Annotated in this window: 22 protein-coding genes and 1 tRNA gene; 6 read left to right on the top strand and 17 right to left on the bottom strand. The window is 55.4% G+C overall.

The genetic code is table 11. From position 1 onward, the window contains the following. The first annotated feature begins 83 nt into the window (after positions 1 to 83). On the top strand, positions 84 to 839 hold the full coding sequence (gene ulaR / locus L462_RS02700; RefSeq protein WP_032679422.1) for an HTH-type transcriptional regulator UlaR: 756 nt from the start codon (positions 84 to 86) through the stop codon (positions 837 to 839). On the opposite strand, the gene yjfP is transcribed toward ulaR, so the two are convergent. After that, the gene (gene yjfP / locus L462_RS02705) at positions 836 to 1,558 is read right to left on the bottom strand and encodes an esterase (RefSeq protein WP_025206248.1); all 723 of its coding nucleotides are present in this window, start codon (positions 1,556 to 1,558) and stop codon (positions 836 to 838) included. The genes ulaR and yjfP overlap by 4 nt on opposite strands. Before the next feature lie 137 nt (positions 1,559 to 1,695). Between yjfP and bsmA the strand changes: the two genes are divergently transcribed. From bsmA to L462_RS02720, 3 genes are all read left to right on the top strand, one after another. After that, a complete protein-coding gene (bsmA, locus tag L462_RS02710; protein WP_025206249.1) occupies positions 1,696 to 2,025 on the top strand; it encodes a biofilm peroxide resistance protein BsmA in 330 nt (109 codons plus the stop codon). Positions 2,026 to 2,173: 148 nt separating this feature from the next. Beyond that, on the top strand, positions 2,174 to 2,449 hold the full coding sequence (yjfN, locus tag L462_RS02715) for a DUF1471 family protease activator YjfN (RefSeq protein ID WP_025206250.1): 276 nt from the start codon (positions 2,174 to 2,176) through the stop codon (positions 2,447 to 2,449). Between the two features lie 172 nt (positions 2,450 to 2,621). After that, on the top strand, positions 2,622 to 4,553 hold the full coding sequence (locus tag L462_RS02720; RefSeq protein WP_032679421.1) for a methyl-accepting chemotaxis protein: 1,932 nt from the start codon (positions 2,622 to 2,624) through the stop codon (positions 4,551 to 4,553). Here L462_RS02720 and L462_RS02725 read toward each other — a convergent pair. Beyond that, positions 4,550 to 6,172: an isovaleryl-CoA dehydrogenase gene (locus L462_RS02725; RefSeq protein WP_032679420.1), complete on the bottom strand. Its 1,623-nt coding sequence runs from the start codon at positions 6,170 to 6,172 to the stop codon at positions 4,550 to 4,552. The two genes, L462_RS02720 and L462_RS02725, sit on opposite strands and share 4 nt — an antisense overlap. A gap of 194 nt (positions 6,173 to 6,366) precedes the next feature. Here L462_RS02725 and L462_RS02730 point away from each other — a divergent pair, with 194 nt between their 5' ends. Then, a complete protein-coding gene (locus tag L462_RS02730) occupies positions 6,367 to 7,641 on the top strand; it encodes an MFS transporter (protein WP_032679419.1) in 1,275 nt (424 codons plus the stop codon). Between the two features lie 67 nt (positions 7,642 to 7,708). Here L462_RS02730 and rlmB read toward each other — a convergent pair whose 3' ends face one another. From rlmB to nnr, 14 genes are all read right to left on the bottom strand, one after another. Further along, the gene (gene rlmB, locus L462_RS02735; protein WP_014168319.1) at positions 7,709 to 8,443 is read right to left on the bottom strand and encodes a 23S rRNA (guanosine(2251)-2'-O)-methyltransferase RlmB; all 735 of its coding nucleotides are present in this window, start codon (positions 8,441 to 8,443) and stop codon (positions 7,709 to 7,711) included. A gap of 69 nt (positions 8,444 to 8,512) precedes the next feature. Further along, positions 8,513 to 10,954: a ribonuclease R gene (gene rnr / locus L462_RS02740; protein ID WP_032679418.1), complete on the bottom strand. Its 2,442-nt coding sequence runs from the start codon at positions 10,952 to 10,954 to the stop codon at positions 8,513 to 8,515. A gap of 38 nt (positions 10,955 to 10,992) precedes the next feature. Next, positions 10,993 to 11,418 (bottom strand): nitric oxide-sensing transcriptional repressor NsrR, encoded by a 426-nt coding sequence (nsrR, locus tag L462_RS02745; protein WP_014168317.1) that lies wholly within the window; start codon positions 11,416 to 11,418, stop codon positions 10,993 to 10,995. A gap of 192 nt (positions 11,419 to 11,610) precedes the next feature. Further along, positions 11,611 to 12,909 (bottom strand): adenylosuccinate synthase, encoded by a 1,299-nt coding sequence (locus L462_RS02750; protein WP_025206256.1) that lies wholly within the window; start codon positions 12,907 to 12,909, stop codon positions 11,611 to 11,613. Between the two features lie 104 nt (positions 12,910 to 13,013). Continuing rightward, positions 13,014 to 13,211 (bottom strand): DUF2065 domain-containing protein, encoded by a 198-nt coding sequence (locus L462_RS02755; protein WP_014168315.1) that lies wholly within the window; start codon positions 13,209 to 13,211, stop codon positions 13,014 to 13,016. Positions 13,212 to 13,282: 71 nt separating this feature from the next. Then, positions 13,283 to 14,287 carry a protease modulator HflC gene (hflC, locus tag L462_RS02760; RefSeq protein ID WP_014168314.1) on the bottom strand — a complete coding sequence of 335 codons (1,005 nt, stop codon included), beginning with the start codon at positions 14,285 to 14,287 and terminating at the stop codon, positions 13,283 to 13,285. Positions 14,288 to 14,289: 2 nt separating this feature from the next. Beyond that, complete coding sequence (gene hflK, locus L462_RS02765) at positions 14,290 to 15,552, bottom strand: FtsH protease activity modulator HflK (RefSeq protein WP_014168313.1); 1,263 nt, start codon at positions 15,550 to 15,552, stop codon at positions 14,290 to 14,292. Positions 15,553 to 15,608: 56 nt separating this feature from the next. Then, positions 15,609 to 16,889 carry a ribosome rescue GTPase HflX gene (gene hflX, locus L462_RS02770; RefSeq protein ID WP_020882944.1) on the bottom strand — a complete coding sequence of 427 codons (1,281 nt, stop codon included), beginning with the start codon at positions 16,887 to 16,889 and terminating at the stop codon, positions 15,609 to 15,611. A 74-nt stretch (positions 16,890 to 16,963) separates the two neighbouring features. Then, on the bottom strand, positions 16,964 to 17,275 hold the full coding sequence (gene hfq / locus L462_RS02775) for an RNA chaperone Hfq (RefSeq protein WP_014168311.1): 312 nt from the start codon (positions 17,273 to 17,275) through the stop codon (positions 16,964 to 16,966). An 85-nt stretch (positions 17,276 to 17,360) separates the two neighbouring features. Next, complete coding sequence (gene miaA / locus L462_RS02780; protein ID WP_014168310.1) at positions 17,361 to 18,311, bottom strand: tRNA (adenosine(37)-N6)-dimethylallyltransferase MiaA; 951 nt, start codon at positions 18,309 to 18,311, stop codon at positions 17,361 to 17,363. Beyond that, positions 18,304 to 20,148 (bottom strand): DNA mismatch repair endonuclease MutL, encoded by a 1,845-nt coding sequence (gene mutL, locus L462_RS02785; RefSeq protein ID WP_032679417.1) that lies wholly within the window; start codon positions 20,146 to 20,148, stop codon positions 18,304 to 18,306. The genes miaA and mutL overlap by 8 nt, the downstream gene beginning before the upstream one ends. A 9-nt stretch (positions 20,149 to 20,157) precedes the next feature. After that, positions 20,158 to 21,495, bottom strand: a complete 1,338-nt coding sequence (gene amiB / locus L462_RS02790; protein ID WP_014168308.1) for an N-acetylmuramoyl-L-alanine amidase AmiB — start codon at positions 21,493 to 21,495, stop codon at positions 20,158 to 20,160. Between the two features lie 16 nt (positions 21,496 to 21,511). Further along, a complete protein-coding gene (gene tsaE / locus L462_RS02795) occupies positions 21,512 to 21,973 on the bottom strand; it encodes a tRNA (adenosine(37)-N6)-threonylcarbamoyltransferase complex ATPase subunit type 1 TsaE (protein WP_020882947.1) in 462 nt (153 codons plus the stop codon). Next, a complete protein-coding gene (nnr, locus tag L462_RS02800) occupies positions 21,966 to 23,489 on the bottom strand; it encodes a bifunctional ADP-dependent NAD(P)H-hydrate dehydratase/NAD(P)H-hydrate epimerase (protein ID WP_025206258.1) in 1,524 nt (507 codons plus the stop codon). The genes tsaE and nnr overlap by 8 nt, the downstream gene beginning before the upstream one ends. Between nnr and queG the strand changes: the two genes are divergently transcribed. Beyond that, complete coding sequence (gene queG, locus L462_RS02805) at positions 23,488 to 24,627, top strand: tRNA epoxyqueuosine(34) reductase QueG (RefSeq protein ID WP_032679416.1); 1,140 nt, start codon at positions 23,488 to 23,490, stop codon at positions 24,625 to 24,627. The two genes, nnr and queG, sit on opposite strands and share 2 nt — an antisense overlap. Before the next feature lie 269 nt (positions 24,628 to 24,896). Here the strand turns inward: queG and L462_RS02810 are convergent. Next, positions 24,897 to 24,972: transfer RNA gene (locus tag L462_RS02810), tRNA-Gly, on the bottom strand. Positions 24,973 to 24,982 lie beyond the last annotated feature (10 nt).

Below are 24,982 nucleotides of genomic sequence, written 5' to 3'. Positions count from 1 at the left end.
GTCTGGCGGTTTCATATTTCTTTTAGTAATTTCACGCTATTTCAAATATCATCTTTTAAAATCAATTCTTATCGGAATAGCTCATGACGGAAGCGCAACGGCATCAAATATTACTGGAACTCCTGGCGCAAACAGGGTTTGTCACCGTTGAGAAAGTGATCGAACGTTTAGGGATTTCCCCGGCAACAGCGCGGCGGGATATTAATAAGCTGGATGAAAGCGGTAAGCTGAAAAAAGTCCGCAACGGTGCGGAAGCGATTAGCCAGCAGCGTCCACGCTGGACGCCGATGAACATTCATCAGGCGCAAAATCATGATGAAAAAGTCCGTATTGCCAGAGCGGCATCCCAGCTGGTGAGCCCCGGTGAGAGCGTGGTGATCAACTGCGGCTCCACGGCGTTTCTGTTAGGTCGGGAGATGTGCGGAAAGCCGGTACAAATCATCACGAACTACTTGCCGCTCGCCAACTATCTTATCGATCAGGAGCATGAGAGCGTGGTGATCATGGGCGGCCAGTACAACAAGAGCCAGTCCATTACGCTCAGCCCGCAGGACAGCGAAAACAGTCTTTATGCCGGACACTGGATGTTTACCAGTGGCAAAGGCCTGACCGCAGATGGCCTCTACAAAACCGATATGTTAACCGCCATGGCAGAACAAAACATGCTTAACGTGGTGGGCAAGCTCGTTGTGCTGGTCGACAGCAGTAAAGTGGGCGAACGCGCAGGAATGCTGTTCAGCCGTGCTGAACAGATAGACATGGTGATCACCGGCAAAGGTGCTAACCCTGAGATCCTTCAGAAACTGAAAGATCAGGGTGTCAACGTCCTGTGCGTTTAAAGGTGCTGGCGGAAGAAGTCCACCGTGGCGTCCAGCGCCGTTGGCGTAATGCGGTGGCGAACGCCCGCTTCCCACAGGCAGGTCAGGTTGCCATCCAGCCCCTCGTGCTGCAACGCCTGCTGAAGCCGGAACGTTTCTCCGGGTGGGACCACATCGTCCGCATCACCATGCCACAACAGCAAAGGACGATCGGCCAGACGCGGTAACGCCCGGGTAACCTCCCACTCTGCAAGCGCCGCCTCAACCTCCGTGAGTGCCTGAGGTGGAAAAAGCGTCTTCGCCAGTGAGGTGAAGTAGCCCGAGCCCATCAGACAAGCCACTGACTTCACTTCTGGATGGTGCGTCATGATCCCCAGCGCCGCCATCCCGCCCATCGATGCCCCAGCCACGGCCAGCCGATTATCAGCCACCAGCCCTGCCTGGTAAAGCGCATCGCGCAGCCCGGCAAACTCGGTCAGGCTACCGTGCAAAATGTGCCAGAACTGCCCAAGCCGCGCCTGTTCGTTGCCGGTAAAACGTGCGCCGTGATCGGGTGCATCCGGCATGACCACACGAAAACCGGCCTGCGCGAGTGCCACCGCAAAATAGCTGTAGACCAGCTTCGATGAGGTAAATCCATGATAAAACACTATAACAGGCAGTGGTTCCTCACGTTTTCCGGCGGGTGTTGCGTGTAATATTTCACGATCACCCAGATGGCGTATTTCAATTTCAATCATTGTCGACCCTGTAATGATGAATGATTCATAATGTTGAGAACTGGGTTACGATTTCACGCTATTTTCATTCGAAAATTACGCCCCAGCTAACACTTCGGGAACATTCCCCCAAAACTAAATTCACAGACAACTACACTATGGCTATCAGGAAACGAGATATGGTTATGCGCAGGTTTGCTGCTTTATTGCTGATGTTACTGCTCAGTGGCTGTAGCGCGCTGCAGGGAACGCCACAACCCGCTCCCCCGGTCGCCGATCACCCGCAGGAAATCCGTCGTAATCAGACGGAAGGATTACAGCGTATGGGTACCGTCTCTGCGCTGGTTCGCGGCTCTCCGGATGACGCGGAAGAAGCAATAAAGGCACAAGCCGTCGCCGCCAAAGCAGATTATTACGTCATCATTATGATCGACGAAACCATCATTACGGGACAGTGGTACTCACAGGCCATTCTGTATCGTCAATGATCGTCTTCATTTGAACGACATTTACACTGCTTTGCGTCCATAGACACTTTCCTGTCCACAATAAACTCCATGCCCGCAACAATGGAAGTGAGTTTATTCGCGATGGATTGCCCGGCGGATACCGGAGACATGTGAAATGGAGCTGACGATGAAACGAACTCTTGCTTTGACCACACTGTTGCTCTCAGCAGGTCTTGTGAGCACAACCGCGCAGTCAGCTGAATTTGCCAGTGCTGATTGTGTGACTGGCCTGAATGAAATTGGCCAGATCTCCGTGAATAATATTTCGGGGAGCCCGCAGGACGTTGAACGTGTCGTTGCATTAAAGGCCGATGAGCAGGGTGCTTCATGGTATCGCATTATCCAGATGCAGGAAGATCAGTACATCGATCACTGGCGGGTACAGGCCATTCTCTACGCGTAATCCCCCCTCCGATAAAAGCCACTTACTTTTAGTGGCTTTTCGTTTTTGCAAATTTTTTATCTTTTAGCAAACCAATTAAAAACAATTAAATAACATTTTGTTACACTAAAACAGTAAACGTTATCTCTGCTGTGCCGTTGAAAAGCCATACCTTTTCAATGATGAGCAATTTATGATCAACTTTTTCCGTCGTGCAGGTCTGGGTGCAAAGCTGTCGCTGCTTACCGGTGCCAGTGTCGCCATCCTGTTTCTGTTTTTCACTTTTCTGCTCAGCCAAAAAGCCAGCCAGCAGCTTGAAGCCCTCGCGATAGAAGACCTGCATAATCAGTCCACCGGCATGGTCGATATGGTGCAGATGTTTAACACCAGCCTGAGTGAAGAGGTCGAGAGTTATACCCGGCTGTTTACCACCTTTTTGCCCCAGCCACTGAGCGTTGATAACACTCAACCCCAGACGATTAACGGGATTAACGTTCCGCTCCTGAAAGGAGGGGAAACCGGACTGCATGAAAACAATACCCTTTCAGACGATTTTCTGAGCCGGACAGGGGCAATTTCTACCCTGTTTGTGCGTAGCGGTAACGACTTTGTGCGCGTCGCCACATCGCTGCGCAAAGAGAACGGCGAGCGGGCAATGGGCACCGTTCTGGATACCACCAGCCCGGCTTTTGCTGCCGTCACCCGGGGCGAGGTTTATCGCGGTCTGGCGCTGCTGTTCGGCAAGCGCTATATCACCCAATACCAGCCGGTTAAAAACGCGGACGGCCAGGTCATTGCAATCATCTTTGTTGGTGTGGACATCACTCACTCCTGGGATGTCATGCGCGAGAAAATCCTCAACCGTCGACTGGGCGAGAGCGGTCACTTCTTTGTTCTGGACCGCAGCCATGGCAAAACGCGCGGGCAGTATCTGTTCCACACCAGCGCGGAGGGAAAAGTACCGGAGTGGGATAGCGCTATCCAGCAACAGCTGTTGAGTGATAAATCCGGCACGCTGGAGCGCGTCAGTGCCGATGGTCGCACGCTGACCATGGCGTATACGCCGCTGCCAGGCTGGAACTGGGCCATTGTCGGCGAAGTGGATAAATCGGTACTGCTCTCAAGCGTGACCGCCATGCGCGACCGCTTCCTGCTGGCAGGGGTGGTGCTGTCAGTGCTCTTCGCGGGTCTGTTTGTGGTCATTATACGTCGCATACTGACGCGCCCATTGCGCAATGTGATCCACCTGGCCCAACAGTATGCCGCAGGCGATCTGCGCTCCAGCCTGCCCGTGACCCGCCAGGATGAGGTCGGTCAGCTCATCGATGCCATTAACGGTATTGGAGGGGGACTGCAGAAAATTGTTCTACAGGTGCGCGAGGCCGCAGCGGAGATCCATATGGGCACCAACGCGCTGGCATCCGATAGCGAAGAAATCTCCGGACAGATTAACAAGCAGGCCAGCAGTGTAGAAGAGACGTCTGCCAGCATGGAGCAACTGGCCGCGACCGTGCAGCAAAATGCCGCCAACATGGAACAAACGCAGCAGCTGGTAGGCGAAACGTCGCGCGCGGTACACCAGGGCGGTGAGACGGTCACCCACGCTGTCGCTACCATGGATGATATTCGCGAAGCATCAAAGCGAATCGAAGACATCACGCGCGTGATTGAATCCATCGCTTTTCAGACCAACATTCTGGCGCTTAACGCAGCGGTTGAAGCAGCCCGCGCAGGCGAGCACGGAAAAGGTTTTGCGGTGGTGGCGCAGGAAGTACGCGCGCTGGCAGGACGCAGCGCCAACGCGGTGAAGGAGATTGAACAGCTCATCGGTGATACGCTCAGAAAAGTCAGCGAAGGCCATGCGCTGTCTGAACAAACGCGTCTGGCGATGGATTCCATCATCGTGCACATCGATAACATCAACAAGCTGGTCACGGAGATTAACCATGCGTCCCGCGAGCAATCCGCGGGAATAGGCCAGGTTAATCTGGCCATGACCCACATTGGCGAAGCGTCGCACATCAACGCCGACCGCGTCTTACGCAGCGAACAAACCGCACACACGCTGCGTGAGAAAGGCTCACACCTTACCCAACTGGTGAGCCTGTTCCAGCTAAAGAGTTAGCCAACCCTGCCCGTGGCACGCAACAGCAGGTCATTTTGCACCTGCTCGCTCATCAGCGTACCGCCACGGGTATCAAGCATCATGCGGCACCACGCCTGCGCCACGGGTGGCGATGCGTGCCGCAGCATCTGACTTCCGGCCCCCAGCAGGAAAAGCTGTTGCGTGATCTCCCGTCCCTGCGCCTCCTGCGGTTTTCGCAGTTTTTGCTGAAGCTGACGCCAGCTGCGATCGAAGTGCCTGTCCTGCCCTTTTACCTGGGCAAAATCATCCACAAGCAGGTCGAGGATGCCGGATTGCTTCGTCAGTACACGCAGAACGTCCAGGCACATAATATTGCCGGACCCTTCCCAGATGCTGTTCACGGGCATCTCACGGTACAAACGGGGAAGCTCACTCTCCTCGCAGTAGCCTGTGCCGCCGAGCACTTCCATGGCTTCCGCCACAAACGGGATACCCGCTTTGCAGACGCTGTATTTCGCCGCGGGGGTGAAAAGGCGCGCCCAGGCGGCCTCCTGAGGATCGGCACGCCTGTCCCACGCCCGGGCCAGACGGAACAACAGTGCCGTCTGGCCCTCCAGTATCAGCGCCATGCGGCTCAGCACATCGCGCATGAGCGGCTGGTCGATAAGGTTTTTACCAAACGTCTGGCGTTGATGCGCATGGTAAAGCGCCACGGATAAAGCCCGACGCATCAGCCCATGGCTGCCCAGCGCGCAGTCAAACCGCGTCAGGCCGCCCATTCGGAGGATCTGGCGTACCCCTTCTCCTTCCTCCCCCAGCAGCCAGCCGGACGCATCCAGGAATTCCGCTTCGCTGCTGGCGTTAGAGCGGTTGCCGAGCTTCTCTTTCAGCCGCTCCAGACGTACGGCATTGCGTTGCCCGTCAGGCAAAAAGCGTGGAACAAAAAAGCAGGACAGCCCCCCTTTCGCCTGGGCCAGCACCAGATGCGCATCGCTTTGCGGCACAGAGAAAAACCATTTATGCCCGATAAGCCGGTAGCTGCCGTCATTGCACTTTTCCGCTTTGGTGGTATTGCTGAGTACGTCCGAGCCGCCCTGTTTTTCTGTCATCCCCATGCCAATCAGCAGGCCACGCTTTTGCGCCCCTGGGGCAAGATGAGGATCGTAACGATCGCTCATTAACGGCGTGATCCAGTCACGGAACGGCTCGGGCAGCGCCTGTTGCAGCAGCGGTGTAGCAGCAAAGGTCATGGTGACAGGGCAAAGCGTGCCCGCTTCTACCTGAGCGTGCAGGACAAAACGTGCAGCTCTGGCGACAAACGCGCCTTTGCGCGCCTCCTCTTCCCACGCCAGGTTATGGACACGGTTCGCGCAAAGTCCCTGCATTAAGAGGTGCCATGCGGGATGAAAGCGAACATCATCCAGTCGCTCCCCGGTGGCGTCATAGCGTAATAACTCCGGCGGATTAACGTTCGCCAGCCTGCCCAGCTCCAGCGATTCCGCGGTTCCTAACTGCTGGCCGATGCTGGCAAGAAGCTCGATATCCCACTCGGCGCCTTCGCGAACAACCGCGTCACGCAGAGCGCAATCAGAGAGGAAAAGGTTGCTGTTTGAGAGCGGTGCAGGTTGATTAAAAACGGTATGGGTCTGCCAGTGCATGCTGTCTCCCTCCTTCAGTGGCAATGAAGATAAGTATGGACAGGCCACGAGCACGCTGCATGGGAGTGAGGTCACACGATGACGATCCCGCTGATATCATTCGTGAAATAGCTCACAGAACATAAGAATAAACTATTTCGCGCATTCGCTTTTGTTGAATAATTTATTCTTACCCCCTTTCAGTGAGGAACGTTATGCAACCGGACGCGCACAAGCGAGCATTAATTGCAGGCTCCATTGGTAACTTTATCGAGTGGTATGAGTTTGCGGTCTATGGTTTTCTGGCGACCGTAATTGCGAAGAACTTCTTCCAGCTGGAGGGGGACGCGGGGCTGACCAGCCTGATCCTCACCTACGCTTCCTTTGCCATCGCCTTCTTCTTCCGCCCGCTGGGCGCGGTGGTGTTTGGCAGAATAGGTGACCGGATAGGCCGAAAACCGACGCTGATTATTGTACTGGTGCTGATGACGCTGGCCACCGCCGCCATCGGTATTGTGCCGGTCTATGCCAGCATCGGTATTGCCGCCCCGCTGATTATCACGCTGCTGCGCATCCTGCAGGGGTTGTTCGCCGGTGGTGAGTATGGTGGCGCCGTCTCGCTGATGACCGAGTTTGCCCCACGCGGCAAGCGGGGCCTCTACGGTGCATGGCAGTCATTTACCGTCGCGCTGGGCCTGTTAGCAGGCGCTGGCATTGTCGCACTGCTCTCCACCCTTCTGACACCGGAAGCCCTGCATGACTGGGGCTGGCGCATCCCGTTCTTCCTGGCATTACCGATGGGCGTGGTGGCGCTGTGGCTGCGGGTGAGTATGGAAGAGACGCCAAGCTTTGTGCAGCAGCAGGAAAAGCCGGTTGCCACTCAGGCTGATACCGTCACCACGCTCAACGCCATTGTGATGGGCATTGGCCGGGTGATGGTCTGGTCAGCGGCGGGTTATACCTATCTGGTGATTATGCCCACCTATCTGCAGTCGGCGCTGCATACCGGGTTTAACCAGGCGCTGTTGATTGCGGTGATTTCGAATATCGGTTTTGCGCTGACGATTATTCCGTCCGGGATCCTGAGCGACAAAATCGGACGCCGCACGGTGATGATTGTCGCCACCACGTTGCTGCTGCTCCTTGCCCTGCCGCTGCTGAAGGTTTTACAGGCGGAGTCCAGTACGCTGGTCATCAAAGCGCTGGTGGTGCTGATTGCGGGTGGTCTGGTGGGGATGCTGGCAGGCCCCGGGCCGGCGATGCTCTCAGAGATGTTCCCGACGCGCGTACGGTATACCGGGCTTGGGCTGGCTTATTCCCTGTCGAACGCCCTTTTCTCGGGCTGTGCGGGGCTGATTATTACCGGGCTGATTAAAGAGACGGGCAACCTGGATATTCCGGCTTATTACGTCATGGCGACGGCGGTAGTGAGTATCTTCGCGCTGATGACGCTCAGGAAGGATGACCATTTGCGGTCACTGGAGGAGTGAGTTTTTCACCGTCTGGTGACTCTCCCACAGAAAATACGAAAGGCCGTCCTCAGGACGGCCTTGCTGTTTATTCCCCGCGCTGACGGACCGCTTCAAACAGGCAGATACCTGTTGCCACGGAGACGTTCAGAGACGACACGCTGCCCGCCATTGGAATGCTGATCAGCTCATCGCAATGCTCACGGGTCAGACGGCGCATACCTTCGCCTTCGGCACCCATTACCAGTGCCAGACGGCCGGTCATCTTGCTCTGATACAGAGTATGATCCGCTTCACCCGCGGTACCGACGATCCAGATATTCTCTTCCTGCAGCATACGCATGGTGCGCGCCAGGTTGGTGACGCGGATCAGCGGTACGTTTTCCGCTGCGCCACAGGCCACTTTCTTCGCCGTCGCGTTAAGCTGTGCAGAGCGATCCCTCGGCACGATAACGGCATGAACACCTGCCGCATCTGCGCTTCGCAGACATGCGCCAAGGTTGTGCGGGTCGGTCACGCCGTCAAGGATCAAGAAGAATGGATTTTCCAGCCCGGCGATAAGATCCGGCAGATCGTTTTCCTGATACTGACGGCCTGGCTTAACGCGGGCAATAATGCCCTGGTGAACGGCACCTTCACTTTTCTCATCCAGGAACTGGCGGTTCGCCAGCTGGATCACGACACCTTGTGCTTCCAGGGCGTGGATCAGCGGCATCAGACGTTTGTCTTCACGCCCTTTCAGAATAAACACTTCCTGAAAACGCTCCGGTGCGCGCTCCAGCAGGGCCTGCACCGCGTGGATGCCGTAAATCATTTCACTCATTGATGGTTCTCGTTCTGTCTTTTCTTTTCCCTCTCTCCGCAGGAGAGAGGGTCAGGTTGAGGGGGAGAATTACTCCGCCTGCTGTTTCTTCGCTGCGCGTTTTGCCCTGGTGGCAGCCGCGATTTTCTGCGTTTTGGTGGACGGCTTTTTCGCCTTCCGGGCCTCTTTCTTCGCGGCCTTCGGCTTCTGTTTCTTCTCACCACGGAACGCGCTGTCTGGCTCGAAGTTTACCTTCTTACCCGCCTGACGACGTTTGCCACCGCTGTTGCCGTTGCCCCCTTTTTTCGTCTTTTCACGCGCCGTTTTACCCACATTACGCGGGGCACGCTCGCTGGAGATCAGGCTAAAGTCAATTTTACGGTCGTCCATATTAACGGCTTCGACCTTCACTTCCACGCGATCGCCAAGACGATAGGTCTGGCCGCCAGATTCGCCAATCAGGCGCTGCCCGACCTGGTCGAAACGGTAATAGTCGTTATCCAGGCTGGAGACATGCACCAGACCGTCGATAAACAGTTCATCCAGACGGACGAAGAAACCAAAGCCGGTGACGCTGGCAATCACGCCTTTAAAGACGTTACCCACCTGGTCCAGCATAAAGTCACACTTCAGCCAGTCTGCCACGTCGCGCGTCGCTTCATCTGCACGACGTTCGGCCATGGAACAGTGCTGACCGAGTTGCAGCATCTCTTCCATTGAATAATGGTAGCCACCGGTTTCGGTCGTATTACCTTTATGACCCTGCTCCTGCGCCAGCAGATACTTGATCGCGCGGTGCAGGGAAAGGTCCGGATAACGACGGATCGGCGAGGTAAAGTGGGCGTAAGACTGCAGCGCCAGACCGAAGTGACCGCGGTTTTCCGGATCGTAAATCGCCTGCTTCATGGAACGCAGCAGCATGGTCTGCAGCATTTCTGCATCCGGGCGATCGCCAATCGACTCCAGCAATTCAGCGTAATCACGCGGCTCTGGCTTGTTACCGCCAGGCAGTTCCAGACCCAGTTCAGCCAGCACGGAGCGGAACGCAGTGATGGCTTCGGTCGACGGTTTATCGTGAATACGGAACAGCGCAGGTTCTTTGGCTTTCTCAACGAAACGTGCCGCCGAGATGTTTGCCAGAATCATACACTCTTCAATCAGCTTATGGGCATCGTTACGCTGGGTCTGCTCAATACGTTCTATGCGGCGTTCAGCGTTAAAGATGAACTTCGCCTCTTCGCTCTCAAACGAGATCCCGCCGCGCTCTTCACGCGCCTGATCCAGCGTTTTGTAGAGGTTATGCAGCTCTTCGATGTGTTTCACCAGCGGCGCATACTGCTCACGCAGATCCTGATCGCCCTGCAGCATATGCCAGACCTTGGTGTAGGTCAGGCGCGCATGGGAGCTCATTACCGCTTCGTAGAATTTGTAACCCGTTAAGCGCCCTTTGGTGGAGATGGTCATCTCGCAGACCATGCACAGGCGGTCAACCTGCGGGTTCAGGGAGCACAGGCCGTTAGACAAGACTTCCGGCAGCATCGGAATTACCTGCGACGGGAAGTAGACCGACGTTCCACGGCTGCGCGCTTCGTTATCCAGCGGAGTATGCGGGCGAACGTAATAGCTTACGTCAGCGATGGCAACCCACAGACGCCAGCCGCCGCCGCGTTTTTTCTCGCAATAAACGGCATCATCGAAGTCGCGGGCATCTTCACCATCAATAGTCACCAGCGGCAGATCGCGCAGATCCACGCGGCCCACCTTGGACTCTTCCGGCACCTCTTCTTTCAGGCCGACAACCTGCTCTTCAACCGCTTTCGGCCAGACGTAAGGAATTTCATGAGTACGCAGCGCCATATCAACGGCCATGCCGGTGCCCATGTTATCGCCTAACACTTCGACGATTTTCCCGACCGCCTTGGTGCGTCGGGTAGGACGCTGGGTGAGTTCAACCACCACCACAAAGCCCATACGGGCGCCCATCACCTCTTCAGGCGGGATCAGGATATCGAAGCTCAGGCGGCTGTCGTCCGGCACCACAAAGCCCACGCCAGCGTCGGTAAAGTAGCGGCCAACAATCTGGCTGGTTTTAGGGACCAGGACACGCACCACGCGCGCTTCGCGGCGGCCTTTACGGTCCGCGCCCAGCGGCTGCGCCAGGATCTGGTCACCGTGAATGCACATCTTCATCTGCTCAGAGGAAAGATAAAGATCGTCTTTACGGCCTTCTACGCGCAGGAAGCCATAGCCATCACGGTGGCCAATGACGGTGCCTTTCAGCAGGTCAAGACGTTCGGGAAGCGCATAGCACTGACGGCGGGTAAAGACCAGTTGCCCGTCGCGCTCCATCGCGCGCAGGCGGCGGCGAAGGGCTTCAATTTGCTCTTCACCTTCAATGTTTAATTCAACGGCAAGTTCTTCACGATTGGCGGGTTTTTCGCGTTTTGTTAAGTGTTCAATGATGAACTCGCGGCTGGGGATAGGATTCGCGTATTTTTCGGCTTCGCGTTCCTGGAAAGGATCATGTGACATATCGGTTCCTCCGTTGTCAGCTCCGGTGGAAATTTTCTTCATTCCACCAGCAATAATTTATAAAGTGGTTGATTCTCTTCAACCAAATCGGCCAGCGTGTAGTTATCCAGTTCCTTGAGAAAACTTTGCACGGCCAGAGAAAGTGCCTGTTTAAGGCGACAAGCGGGCGTAATGTGGCAGAACGCGCTGCTGCAATTCACCAGAGACAATGGCTCCAGTTCACGTACCACATCCCCAACACGAATACTCTGCGCCGGTTTACCGAGACGGATCCCACCATTCTTCCCGCGGACGGCAGCAACGTATCCGGCACGACTAAGTTGATTGATTATTTTGACCATATGATTACGGGACACACCGTATACCTCTGTAACCTCAGAGATACTGGTCATTTTCCCATCGGGTAACGACGCCATGTAAATCAGCGCGCGTAAGCCGTAATCGGTGAAACTTGTTAACTGCACATCAACCTCAGGAAAAAGGGAAAACGCGGATAAACCGCACAGATATTCATTAATGATGATAAACCAGCCAGATAGTAAGCGGCTAATTTATTTGACAGACGGGGCGAAAAAGCGGAGATCGAGGAGCGTTCGCCGGATGGCGCGACGCGTATCCAGCCTGCGGGTTGTCCCGCAGGCCAGCAGTCACGAAGATTATGCGTCGAACGGGTCGCGCAGGATCATCGTTTCAGTACGATCAGGGCCGGTAGAGATAATGTCGATCGGCACTTCGGTCAGTTCTTCAATACGCTTGATGTAATTCAGTGCTGCCTGTGGCAGACCGCTACGCTCTTTCACACCGAACGTCGTTTCAGACCAGCCTGGCATGGTTTCGTAGATTGGCTCGATGCCTTTCCAGTCATCCGCAGCCAGCGGAGTGGTGGTCACTTCGCGACCATCAGGCATACGGTAGCCTACGCAGAGTTTCACCTCTTTCAGACCGTCCAGCACGTCCAGTTTGGTCAGGCAGAAACCAGACAGGGAGTTAATCTGTACTGCGCGACGCACGGCTACCACGTCCAGCCAGCCGGTACGACGACGACGACCGGTGGTCGCGCCAAACTCGTTACCCTGCTTGCACAGGAACTCGCCGGTTTCATCAAACAGCTCAGTCGGGAATGGACCCGCACCCACGCGAGTGGAGTAAGCTTTGATGATGCCCAGAACGTAATCCACATAACGTGGACCCAGACCAGAACCGGTCGCAACGCCACCCGCGGTGGTGTTAGAGGAGGTGACGTACGGATAGGTACCGTGGTCGATGTCCAGCAGCGTACCCTGCGCACCTTCGAACATGACGAAATCGCCACGCTTGCGCGCCTGGTCCAGCAGATCGGACACATCAACAACCATACCGGTCAGAATGTCAGCAATCGCCATGACGTCATCCAGCACTTTCTGGTAGTCAACAGCGTCAGCTTTATAGAAGTTCACCAGCTGGAAGTTGTGATATTCCATCACTTCTTTCAGTTTTTCAGCGAACGTCTCTTTATCAAACAGATCGCCCACGCGCAGACCGCGACGAGCAACTTTGTCTTCGTAAGCCGGGCCGATACCACGACCGGTCGTGCCGATCGCTTTCGCGCCACGCGCTTTTTCACGCGCTACGTCCAGCGCCACGTGATAATCAAGGATCAGCGGGCAGGCTTCGGAGAGCAGCAGACGCTCGCGAACGGGGATACCACGGTCTTCCAGACCTTTCATCTCTTTCATCAGAGCAGCCGGAGACAGCACAACGCCGTTACCGATGATGCTGGTGACGTTTTCGCGAAGAATGCCTGATGGAATAAGATGGAGGACGGTTTTTTCACCGTTGATTACGAGAGTATGGCCTGCGTTGTGACCGCCCTGGTAGCGTACAACATATTTAGCCCGTTCAGTCAGAAGATCAACAATCTTCCCTTTACCTTCGTCACCCCATTGGGTGCCCAGTACGACGACGTTGTTACCCATTTTTTTCAAAATCACCGTTTGCTTAAAAATGGATTCTACCATCGCTTTTTCAGATATACAGCACTTTTTGACCTCAAAATACGCCAAACCAGATTACTTTTTGATCAGCCAATCGTTTTCCTCAACATGTAGTAGATAACGATGCCGGCAACCACAAGTCCGCCCCCAAATCGGCGCAAAATATTATCCGGCAACTGGCTCAGAGAGGCTATCATCCGACGCCATGCACGCGGATAAAGCATCGGTCCAAGACCTTCCAGCACCAGAACCAGGGCCAGCGCAAGCCAAATGGTTGAATTCATTTTTAATCCTTATAAAAGAAAACCACCGCTCCGTTGAGAGCGGTGGTTTGAATACTCAAACTGGCCTGAGTTTATCGCGTTGCGTTAGCCGGCGTCTTCATGTAGCGGAAGAAATCGCTGTCCGGGCTGAGCACCATCACATCCTGGTTGCTCTGGAAGCTGTTCTCGTAAGCACGCAGGCTACGGATAAAGGCGTAGAAGTCGGGATCCTGGCTGAAGGCATCGGCAAACAGTTTTGCCGCTTCGGCATCCCCTTCACCGCGCAGAATACGGCCCTGACGCTCAGATTCTGCCAGCGTCTTGGTCACTTCGTAATCCGCTGCCGCACGCAGTTTCTCCGCCTCTTCCTGACCTTGTGAACGATGACGACGTGCTACCGCTTCACGCTCGGCGCGCATACGGTTGTAAATCGCCTCGGACACTTCCGCTGGCAGGTTGATCTGCTTGATACGGACGTCGACCACTTCGATACCCAGAGCAGCCATACTGTTCGGGTTGATCACCGGCACTTTGCCGTTGGTTTCAGCCTGAACGCGTTCTGCCGCTTTGGCAATGGCATCATCCGCTGCCGGGGTGGTGACTTCGTCTTCGGTTCCTGCAGAACCGGAGTTCAGCGCATCACGCACTTCCAGCGTCAGACGACCACGGGAGTCGGTGACGATGTCTTTCACATCCAGACGACCAATCTCAGAGCGCAGACGGTCAGAGAACTTACGTTTCAACAGCACTTCCGCCTGAGAAACGTCGCCACCGCCCGTTGCCAGGTAGTAGCGGCTGAAATCACTGATACGCCATTTGATGTAGGAATCAACGATCAGGTCTTTCTTCTCTTTGGTCACGAAACGGTCGGCCTGGTTATCCATGGTCTGGATACGGGCGTCGAGCGTTTTCACCGATTCAATCAGTGGCATTTTAAAGTGCAGGCCCGGCTCAAACACTAGCGGCTTGTTCTCGCTGTCGCGCAGAACTTTACCAAAACGCAGGGTAATTCCACGCTCGCCCTCTTTCACCACAAAGATAGAGGTATAAAGCACGACCAATACGATGATGATGATCGCAATAACTGACTTACGCATCCTTATTCCCCCTGACGCTGGTAGTCGTTACGCTGCGCGTTAGCACGGCGTTGGTCCATAATGTCACCATCGTTCGAAGAAGGCGTGGTTGTGGCGCTTGAGCTACCGGATGCCGCAGGTGGCAGACGCAGCAGGTTGTTGGCACCGCTGGTATCCGCCTTTGCCGCCGGCGCCGAACCGCCTTTCAGCATCTGATCCAACGGCAGTACCATCAGGTTTCCACCTTTGCTGTCGTTAACCAGTACCTTACGCGTATGGCTCAGCACTTTTTCCATGGTCTCAATATAAAGACGTTCACGGGTAATCTCCGGAGCCGCTTTATATTCTGGCAAAATCTTCGCGAAACGCGCCACTTCACCCTGAGCTTCCAGGACGGTCTGAGTTTTATACGCACGCGCTTCTTCAAGAATACGCTGCGCCTGACCGTTAGCACGTGGCTGAACTTCGTTGGTGTACGCTTCCGCTTCACGGATGTACTGTTGTTCGTTTTCACGGGCGGCAATGGCGTCATCAAACGCGGCCTTCACCTCTTCCGGCGGACGAGCAGCCTGGAAGTTGACGTCCAGCAGGGTGATACCCATGTTGTACGGGCGAATGGTCTCTTCCAGCTCACGCTGGGTATCGCTACGAATAACGGTACGACCTTCGGTCAGAATGCGGTCCATGGTGTATTTACCGATCACACCGCGCAGCGCACTGTCTGTGGCCTGACGCAGACTGTCATCTGCACTGGTCACGCTAAACAGGTAGTGCTGCGGATCGGTGACGCGGTACTGGACGTTCATCTCAACGCGCACAACGTTCTCGTCGGAGGTCAGCATCACGCCGGAGGCCGCCAGTTCACGGACAGACTCCACGTTCACCGCGGTCACGTCGTCAATGAAAGTCGGTTTCCAGTTCAGACCTGGTTCAACCAGATGGCTGAACTTACCGAAACGGGTGACCACACCGCGTTCCGCTTCTTTAATGGTGTAGAACCCACTGGCAGCCCAGATGATCACCACGGCAGCGGCAACAATGCCCACCACGCGGCCCCCTAACTGCGGGCGCGGCCCCTGAGTGGAACCCCCACCAGAGCCAGAACCTTTACCTCCGCCAAGACCACCAAGCTTCTTGCTTAGCTTGCGGAAGATATCATCCAGATCCGGCGGCCCCTGCTCGCGACCACCTTTGTTGCCATTTCCCCCAGAGTTGCCGCCTTGATTATTGCTGCTTCCCCACGGGTCGCGGTCTTGTCCGTTATTACCGGGCTGATTCCACGCCATGTATATGCTCCATATTTGTTATGCAAGGGCGAATTATTCAGGCATCCCCTTTCTGATCAGACGATATAGTCGACCAGCGCAGGTTCTTGTTTACAGAGGCGACGCCAGTCAACGATCGGCAAACGCACCTGCATCCCCACGCTGCCGTCATCCTCCATCCACTCTTTTTCTATCGCCTGAAGCTGATAAAACCGGCTGCGCAGCCTGCCTTCCTGTGGCGGCAATCGCAGCGTGTGCTGGGCTACCTCACCGGAAAGACGTTCTGTCAAAGCCTGGAAAAGCAGTGGCACACCAATACCGGTCTGAGCGGAAAGCCAGACCCGAATCGGTTTGTTCTCTTCATCTCGGTCGATACGCGGCTCAAAATCCTCCAGCATATCGATCTTGTTCATCACCAACAGCGTTGGGATGTCGTCGGCGTCGATCTCGTCGAGCACCACGTTTACCGCGTCGATGTTCTCCTGCAAGCGAACGTCTGCAGCATCAATGACGTGCAGCAGCAGGGTCGCCTGACGCGTCTCCTGCAGGGTGGCTTTAAACGCAGCCACCAGGTCATGCGGCAGGTGACGGATAAACCCTACGGTATCCGCCAGCACCGTTTCACCGACGTCGGCGACGTCAATACGACGCAATGTGGGGTCCAGGGTCGCAAACAGCTGGTCTGCGGCATAAACCTGGGCCTCAGTAATCTGGTTAAACAGGGTGGATTTACCGGCGTTGGTATACCCCACCAGCGACACCGTCGGGATGTCAGCTTTCGATCGCGCCCGACGTCCTTGCTCACGCTGTTTTTCAACGCGTTCCAGACGTGAAAGGATCTGGGTAATACGGCCACGCAACAGACGGCGGTCGGTTTCAAGCTGGGTCTCACCCGGACCGCGCAAACCAATCCCGCCCTTTTGTCTTTCAAGGTGGGTCCAGCCACGCACAAGCCGCGTTGCCAGATGGCGCAACTGCGCCAGCTCAACCTGCAGCTTACCTTCGTGAGTACGCGCACGTTGAGCGAAAATATCTAAAATCAAACCCGTGCGATCGATAACACGGCATTCGCAAAGACGTTCCAGGTTACGTTCCTGAGCCGGAGACAGCGCATGATCAAACAACACGACTGACGCGCCGGTTGCTTTTACGGCATCCGCAATTTCAACTGCTTTACCTTCACCAACAAAATACTTTGGGTGCGGCGCTTTACGGCTACCGGTAATCACCTGCATTGCTTCGACACCGGCGGAAGAGACCAGAGATTCAAACTCCTGGAGGTCTTCCATATCTTTGTCTTGCGTAAAATAGATGTGTACCAGCACCGCCTGCTCACCGGCATCATAACGGTCAAACAAGCGTAAATTCCTCAAAAAAGATCAGCGGGGAACGCAGGATCCCTGGCTCCCCGTGTGGATAACAGCCCGAAACCTTATTCGGTATCTTCGCTGTCCTGCGCAGGAGAAGAAGAACCCTGCGCGCTGCTGCCATGATGGTAGTTACTACCCGTGCCGCCGCCAGTGTTATTGCTGTGATGGGATACCGGACGAGACGGAACAACTGTAGAAATAGCGTGCTTATAGACCATCTGACTGACCGTGTTTTTCAACAGGATCACGAACTGATCGAAAGATTCAATCTGACCTTGCAGCTTAATACCATTCACCAAATAAATAGAAACTGGAACACGTTCCCGACGCAATGCGTTCAGGAACGGATCTTGTAAAGATTGCCCCTTAGCCATTCTATCTTTTCCTTATATGCTTGTTTTGTACTTAGAACCTTGCGATTCTGAAAAATTGCGCACGATACGACTCAATTGTACACATTCAGTGAGCGATATCACCAACAACCTCAATCACTTCGTTTAACGCCTGTTGCGGTTTTTCACTGTCTAACCAGTGAACACCGTCCCAACCGCGCAACCAGGTGATCTGGCGCTTCGCTAACTGTCTCGTGGCGCAAACACCTCGATAAACCATTTCATCATATGAAATCTCGCCTTCAAGATATGACCACATCTGGCGGTATCCCACACAACGAACGGAAGGCATATCCGTATGCAAATCTCCACGGGCAAATAGCGCCCGCACTTCTGCTTCAAAATCTGAAGCTAACATCTGATGAAAACGCTGCTCAATTCGTTGATGGAGCAGTTCACGGCTCGCCGGGGCGATGGCGAACTGATGCACCTGATACGGCAGAGCGTCTCCTGACGTTTGCGTCAGTTCCGTTAAAGTTTTACCCGAAATGAAAAAAACTTCCAGTGCCCGGGAAAGCCTTTGCGGATCATTTGGATGGATCCGTGCTGCGGCAACCGGGTCAATCTCGGCCAGTTGCTTATGCAAAACGTCCCATCCCTGCTCTGCCGCCTGCTGCTCAATTTTTGCTCTTACTTCCGGATCCGCTGATGGCAGAGGTGAAAGCCCCTCCAGCAACGCCTTGAAATAAAGCATTGTTCCGCCAACCAAAAGCGGTATACGTCCCGCCGCCGTTATCTCGGCCATCTCGGCTAACGCATCGCGGCGGAAATCCGCTGCGGAGTATGCCTGAGCCGGGTCGAGAATATCCAGCAAACGATGCGGTGCCGCACGCAGTTCGTCTGCGTCAGGCTTCGCCGTGCCGATGTCCATCCCTCGGTAGATAAGGGCAGAATCGACACTAATCAACTCTACAGGCAAAACTTTACGCAACTCAATGGCCAGTGCCGTTTTGCCGGAGGCCGTGGGGCCCATTAAAAAAATCGCCTTTGGCAGGCTCGCCTTGCTTACGTCAATCATGTTTCAGGGCATTCATCGCCGTTTGTAAATCAACAGGTTGTAATAACCCACCTGGCGGTGTCTTCACCAGATGCGGACAAAGGCGTTCAACCTCCGCCAGCACGCTAATGGCCTGCGCCATACTCCACGGCGCATGTTCGCTTGCCAGATGGCGGGCGATCCACTGCGCGGTGTTGGCGGCATCAAACGACGTTTGCTGCGCCAGGTAGCCTATCAGTTCAGGAATCAAGTTTTGTAAATTTTGTTGGCGTAAGGGTAAAGGCACTGCGCGAATGGTCACATGTTGTGGTTCGAGCACCATTTCAATGCCCATCTGCGCCAACAGGGCCTCTGCGCGACGCAGTACCCCTGCTTCTTCAGGGGATATTTTTAGCCGAACGGGGATCAGCAGCGGTTGTGCACAGGCCGCGTTTTCACCCGGCGTAAGCTGCACTTGTTTAAGCCAGCGTTCCGCCACCGGCAATGCCAGAAGCATCACGTGGCCTTCGCGCTCCAGCAGCGCCATATCCGGTGCGATAATCGTCAGAACCCGGCCAAAACTCTGGCTGTGGCCATCCAGCGAAGGCGCTGGCATCGCGACAGGCGCTTTGCGCTCCACCGCGGGGGTTTCCAGCAATTTGCGGTACAACGCTCCTTGCTGTTTTTGATAGCCAGGTTGGGCGTTTGGATAGTTCGCTCCCGTTGGGCGCGGTGTGCTACCCGCAGCAGAGAAACGCGGGGCATCCGGCTCACGCGCCACGGCAGGTTCAGCAAAATGGTTCCGGCCCGCTGCAACACGGTTTTCCGGAAACGCGCGCGGGGCGGGTTCTTCTTTTTCCAGCGGCAGCGTCGGCTCAGCCTGCTGTTGCAATACGCTCAGCACGCCCTGATAGATAAAATCATGCACCAGACGTGACTGGTGGAACCGCACTTCATGCTTGGCAGGATGGACGTTAACGTCCACCTGGTGGGGATCGATTTCTAGATAGAGCACAAACGCGGGTTGCTGATCTGCACCCAGTTTATCTTCACAGGCCTGACGAATGGCGTGATTGATGAGGCGGTCACGCATCATACGACCGTTCACGTAGCAATACTGGATCTCAGCGAAGGCGGCGCTGCTCGCGTTGGGGTCAGCCACCCAGCCGCGCATGGCCAAATCGCCATGCTGCCACTCAATGGCCAGCGCGTGCTCGAGAAACGGTACGCCGCAGATAGCGCCCAAGCGGCGCTCTTTTTGCCCACCTTCCGCCACGGCGCGGTACTGGCGCATGACTTTGCCGTTATGGCTAAGGTTAATGGTCACGTCAAACCGCGCCAGGGCAATGCGACGAATGATCTCATCGATATGCCCAAACTCGGTTTTTTCGGTACGCATAAACTTGCGTCGGGCGGGGGTGTTATAAAACAGATCCAGCACTTCCAGCGTCGTACCGACCGGATGCGCCGCTGGTTTAATCGTCACGTCCATATCACGCCCTTCGGCGTACGCCTGCCAGGCTTCCTGCTGTTCAGCGGTACGGGAGGTGAGCGTGAGGCGGGAAACGGAGCTGATACTGGCCAGCGCTTCCCCGCGAAAACCGAGGCTAATGATCGCTTCCAGGTCATCAAGAGAGGCAATTTTACTGGTGGCATGACGCGCCAGCGCTAACGCCAGCTCGTCTTTTTTAATTCCACAGCCGTTGTCACGAATGCGAATCAGCTTTGCGCCGCCGCGTTCGATATCAATATCAATGCGGGTGGCCCCCGCATCAAGGCTGTTTTCTACCAGCTCCTTCACCACCGATGCAGGGCGCTCCACCACCTCACCGGCGGCGATTTGGTTCGCGAGCTGCGGCGGTAGAACCTGAATCGGCATGAATTCTCCTTAATTGGTCGCGGTCATCTCACCTGGCTGCGCTGCGCTGGCCGTCTGGGCGGCACCGCCCTGTGGCGCGGACTGCAGCGGATGCGCATCAAAGTATTTACGCAGACCGTTATAGATCGCTTCGGCAATTTGCTGCTGATAGCTGTCGCTGCCCAGCAGGCGTTCTTCAGCGTTATTACTGATAAAGCCTGTTTCCACCAGAATCGATGGAATATCCGGCGATCGCAGAACGCCCAGGCTCGCATGCTCCGGACGGCGCTTGTGCAATGACCCGATGCCCTGCAGCTGATTCAATACATTTGTGGCGACATCATACCCGACGCGCTGGGAATGACCGAATTGTAAATCCAGCACCGCCTGGCTGAGATACGGATCGGCCTGGCTGTTTGCCAGCACATCACCCGCCCCACCTAACAGTTCGGACTGTTTCTCGTGCTCTTCAAGCCAGTTTGCCATTTCACTGTTCGCCCGACGGTTTGACAGCACCCACACTGAGGCTCCCGTGGCGTTACGGTTTGGCGCGGCATCCGCATGAATGGACACCAGGAAATTGGCATTTTGCTTACGTGCCACATCCGAGCGGCCCATCACCGAGATAAAGTAATCGCCGTCGCGCGTCAGCACGCCTTTAAACATAGGATCGTCGTTTAGCAGCGTCCGCAGCTTACGGGCAACCGCGATGGTGACATTTTTCTCCCGCGTACCGCCCGGGCCAATTGCGCCGGGATCCTGACCGCCGTGCCCCGCATCGATGGCGATAATCACTTTATCACCGCTGACCGCGCGACGTGCGCTGGCCGCCGGCCGCGTCACAGTATTGCTGCTGGTAACGCTGGTAATGCGGTCGCTGTCCGTTTTAAACGGATTACGTGCCGGTTCGGATGGGCGCGGGGTATAAACCGGCTCTTCCACGCGTTTCGCCACCACCGGTGGAGGCGGAGGCGGCGGAGGGGCGTCAGCGTTGATGGTAAAGACCACCGTATAATTCGCACCGTTTTGCTGCTTAACCGCTCTGGTTTTACCCTTTTCGGTTAGGTCGACCACCAGACGCAATGACTGGCTATCTTTTGGCGAGCCGGAACGAATGCTTTTAACCAGATTATTGCCGCTGAACTGGAGCGGTAACCCCTGGATAACCCCGGTTTGTTTGATATCCAGCGCCACGCTGTGGCTGTCTGGCTGTGAAAAAGCATATTCCGGATCGCCCATAAAGCTGAACGTGATCCTGGCCTGGCTTTCGCCGTTCGACACCTGAATATCCGACAGGCTTGCCGCCCCGGCCTGCGCGCACAGCAGCACCGTGGCAGCCAATAACCAACCTTTAACGCGACTAATCATCCCGTCATCCCTACGCTTAACCGGCCAGACGCGCCAGTAAGGAACTACCTGATGAGGAAACAGCACTGATGCGTGCCTCACGCCCTTGTGCCTGGTAATCTAAGTGAATTTCGACATCCGGGTCAGGCAACACACCCGCACCTTGTTGCGGCCACTCCACCAGGCAGATGGCATCATTGGCAAAATAATCACGGATCCCCATAAATTCCAGCTCCTCGGGATCCGCAAGGCGGTATAAATCAAAGTGGTACACCATGAGATTTTCAAGGGTGTACGGTTCTACCAGCGTGTAGGTTGGGCTTTTCACATTGCCTTTATGGCCTAACGCCTGCAGAAAACCCCGGCTGAAGGTGGTTTTACCCGCACCTAAATCACCATACAGATAAATGACGGTTGCCCCCTGACAGGCCTGTGCCACGCGTTTGCCAAGATCTAAAGTGGCTTGTTCATCAGGTAAAGAAATCGCTCGATTAGTCATTTTCTACGTCAATCACATCCGGGTTAACAACACGCCGTAGCGTGCAAAAAAGATCGGTGGCCAGCATTCCGCGTGTACCGTAACGTGCCGCCAGCTTATCCGCCGCGACACCATGGGCCACACAGCCAGCGCAGGCTGCATCATAAAGGGGAAGTTTCTGTCCAAGCAATGCGCCAATGATGCCGGAAAGCACATCGCCCATTCCGCCGCTCGCCATGCCCGCATTTCCGGCATCGACAATGCCCAGTGCCTCGTCGCTGGCGACAACGGTTCCTGCCCCTTTCAGAACGGCAACACCTCCGTAACGTTTTACCAGACGCCGGGCAGAAAGTAAGCGATCGCTTTCAATTTCTGCCACGCTGCAGTTAAGCAGGCGCGCGGCTTCGCCGGGGTGCGGCGTCAGAATGCGATTGTGACGCTTATCAGGATTGATTGCCAGAAGGTTCAGCGCGTCGGCATCCCACAGCATCGGTTTACGAAAATTCTCGACCTTCTGCAGGGCCTGTTTCCCCCAGGCCTGCTGCCCAAGCCCCGGGCCAATGACCACGACATCTGCCCATTCGAGACTCTCTTCAAGCGACTGCGGCGTCAATTCATGCACCATCAGCTCCGGACGGGCCGTAATAATTGGCGCACTATTTTCGATGCGCGTCAGCACCCGCACTAAACCGGCACCGCAACGCAATGCCGCTTCCCCCGTCATGCGGATAGCCCCCGCCGTGCCGTGGTCACCTCCAATGATCACCAGCCTGCCGTGATCGCCCTTATGGGACGTCGGGCGGCGCGGCGGTAGCCACTGTGCCAGTAGCGAAGCATCAACGCGCGAAACGTGAGTTTCCTGCCCGGCAAGCCAGCTCTCCAGCCCCAGTGCGTTATGGTGCAACGTTCCCGTGACATCCCGTGCTTTACCGGTAAGCAGCCCCGGTTTCAGGGCGATAAAGGCAACGGTGTGCGCGGCCTGAATCACCGCGCCCGGCGTCGTGCCGGTTTGCGCCATCAGTCCAGAAGGTATATCCAGGGCCACCACCGGCGCGCTGTGGGCATTGGCACGTGCAATCAGGGTGGCAACCGGGTCGCGCGGCGCACTGCGTAGTCCGGTGCCCAGCAGGCCATCAATAATCACATCAATCTCTTCCGGCCAGACGATATCGGTGGCATGAATAACACCGCCCGCGTTCAGCCAGGCTTCCCGCGCCGCACTGGCCTCTTCTGGCAGCGGTTTATCGCTCTCCAGCGCCAGCAACGTCACGTGGATCCCGGCGGCAACCGCCAGCCGGGCAACGACATAACCGTCACCGCCGTTATTGCCGTGTCCGCATAAAATCAGCCAATGCGACGATTCAGGGTAAGCCGTGCGGGCAACGTTAAACGCCGCTTCGCCCGCGCGTTGCATCAGTTCATACAGGGTAATGCCGAGGCTGTCTGCGGCCTCTTTTTCGGCGTGCCGGAGGTCATCCGCATGCCAGATGGAATGTGGTATACTTTCGGGGTTTTTCTTCACAGTATGGTCCGTCATGTCACAGCCCCTCGATCTCAATGAATTAGCGCAAAAAATTAAACAGTGGGGTGCTGAGCTTGGCTTCCAGAAGGTGGGTATCACCGATACCGACCTCTCCGCCAGCGAGCCGAAACTGCAGGCATGGCTGGATAAACAATACCATGGCGAAATGGAGTGGATGGCGCGTCATGGCATGATGCGTGCCCGCCCACACGAGCTGTTGCCCGGTACATTACGCGTCATCAGCGTACGCATGAACTACCTGCCCGCCAACGCGGCGTTTGCTCGCACGTTAAAAAATCCCGCTCTCGGTTACGTCAGCCGGTACGCCCTGGGCCGTGATTACCATAAGCTTCTGCGTAACCGTTTAAAAAAACTTGGGGAAACTATTCAGCAGCACTGTGTGTCGCTGAATTTTAGACCGTTTGTAGACTCTGCGCCTGTTCTTGAGCGCCCGATAGCAGAAAAAGCCGGGCTTGGCTGGACAGGTAAGCACTCACTTATCCTTAGCCGCGACGCCGGATCGTTCTTTTTCCTCGGTGAACTGCTCATAGATTTGCCGCTGCCGGTAGATGGTCCGGTAGAGGAAGGTTGCGGGCGCTGCGTGGCCTGCATGACCATTTGCCCGACGGGTGCCATCGTTGAGCCTTATACGGTGGATGCGCGCCGCTGCATCTCCTATCTCACCATTGAACTCGAAGGGGCGATACCGGAAGAATTCCGTCCGCTTATCGGGAACCGTATCTACGGCTGCGATGACTGCCAGCTGATCTGCCCCTGGAATCGTTACTCGCAGCTTACGAATGAAGACGATTTCAGTCCTCGTAAAGCGCTTCATGCGCCTCAGCTTATCGAGCTCTTCGCCTGGAGTGAGGACTGGTTCCTGAAAGTCACCGAAGGATCCGCCATTCGGCGTATTGGGCATCTGCGCTGGTTACGAAATGTCGCCGTTGCGCTGGGTAATGCGCCCTGGGATGAAGCCAATATTCAGGCGCTCGAAAGTCGCAGAGGTGAGCACCCACTTCTTGATGAACACATAGAATGGGCGATTGCGCAGCAAATCGAGAAGCGTAATGCCTGCGTTGTCGAGGTGCAGCTGCCGAAGAAACAACGGCTGGTGAGAGTGATTGAAAAAGGGCTTGTACGGGATGCTTGATATATTCACAGCCTGTGAATAAAAATAAAAACTCAAGCGCCATCGGGGCTGGCAATGAGGTCAAGTGATCTAAATAACATTTTGAAATGAAATTTACTTCATTAAATTCAGTATGTTAAGAAGATATTATTCACCCTGCTAATTTTCTTCTGGTCTGTAACTGAGTAGGGCTTCTGTGGATAACTCTGTTCACAAGAGTATTTTAGATGCAATAGAAAATGTCCCCAACGAAGCATTCCGCTGTGGATAATCTGGAGATGATAAGAATTTGGAGCGGGAAACGAGACTCGAACTCGCGACCCCGACCTTGGCAAGGTCGTGCTCTACCAACTGAGCTATTCCCGCTTGGGTGGTC

The sequence above is a fragment of the Enterobacter sp. BIDMC 26 genome (assembly GCF_000534435.1).
Taxonomy (GTDB): domain Bacteria; phylum Pseudomonadota; class Gammaproteobacteria; order Enterobacterales; family Enterobacteriaceae; genus Enterobacter; species Enterobacter ludwigii.
Note: the sequence above shows the minus strand (reverse complement) of the source record. Positions and strands in the feature narration are given on the sequence as shown.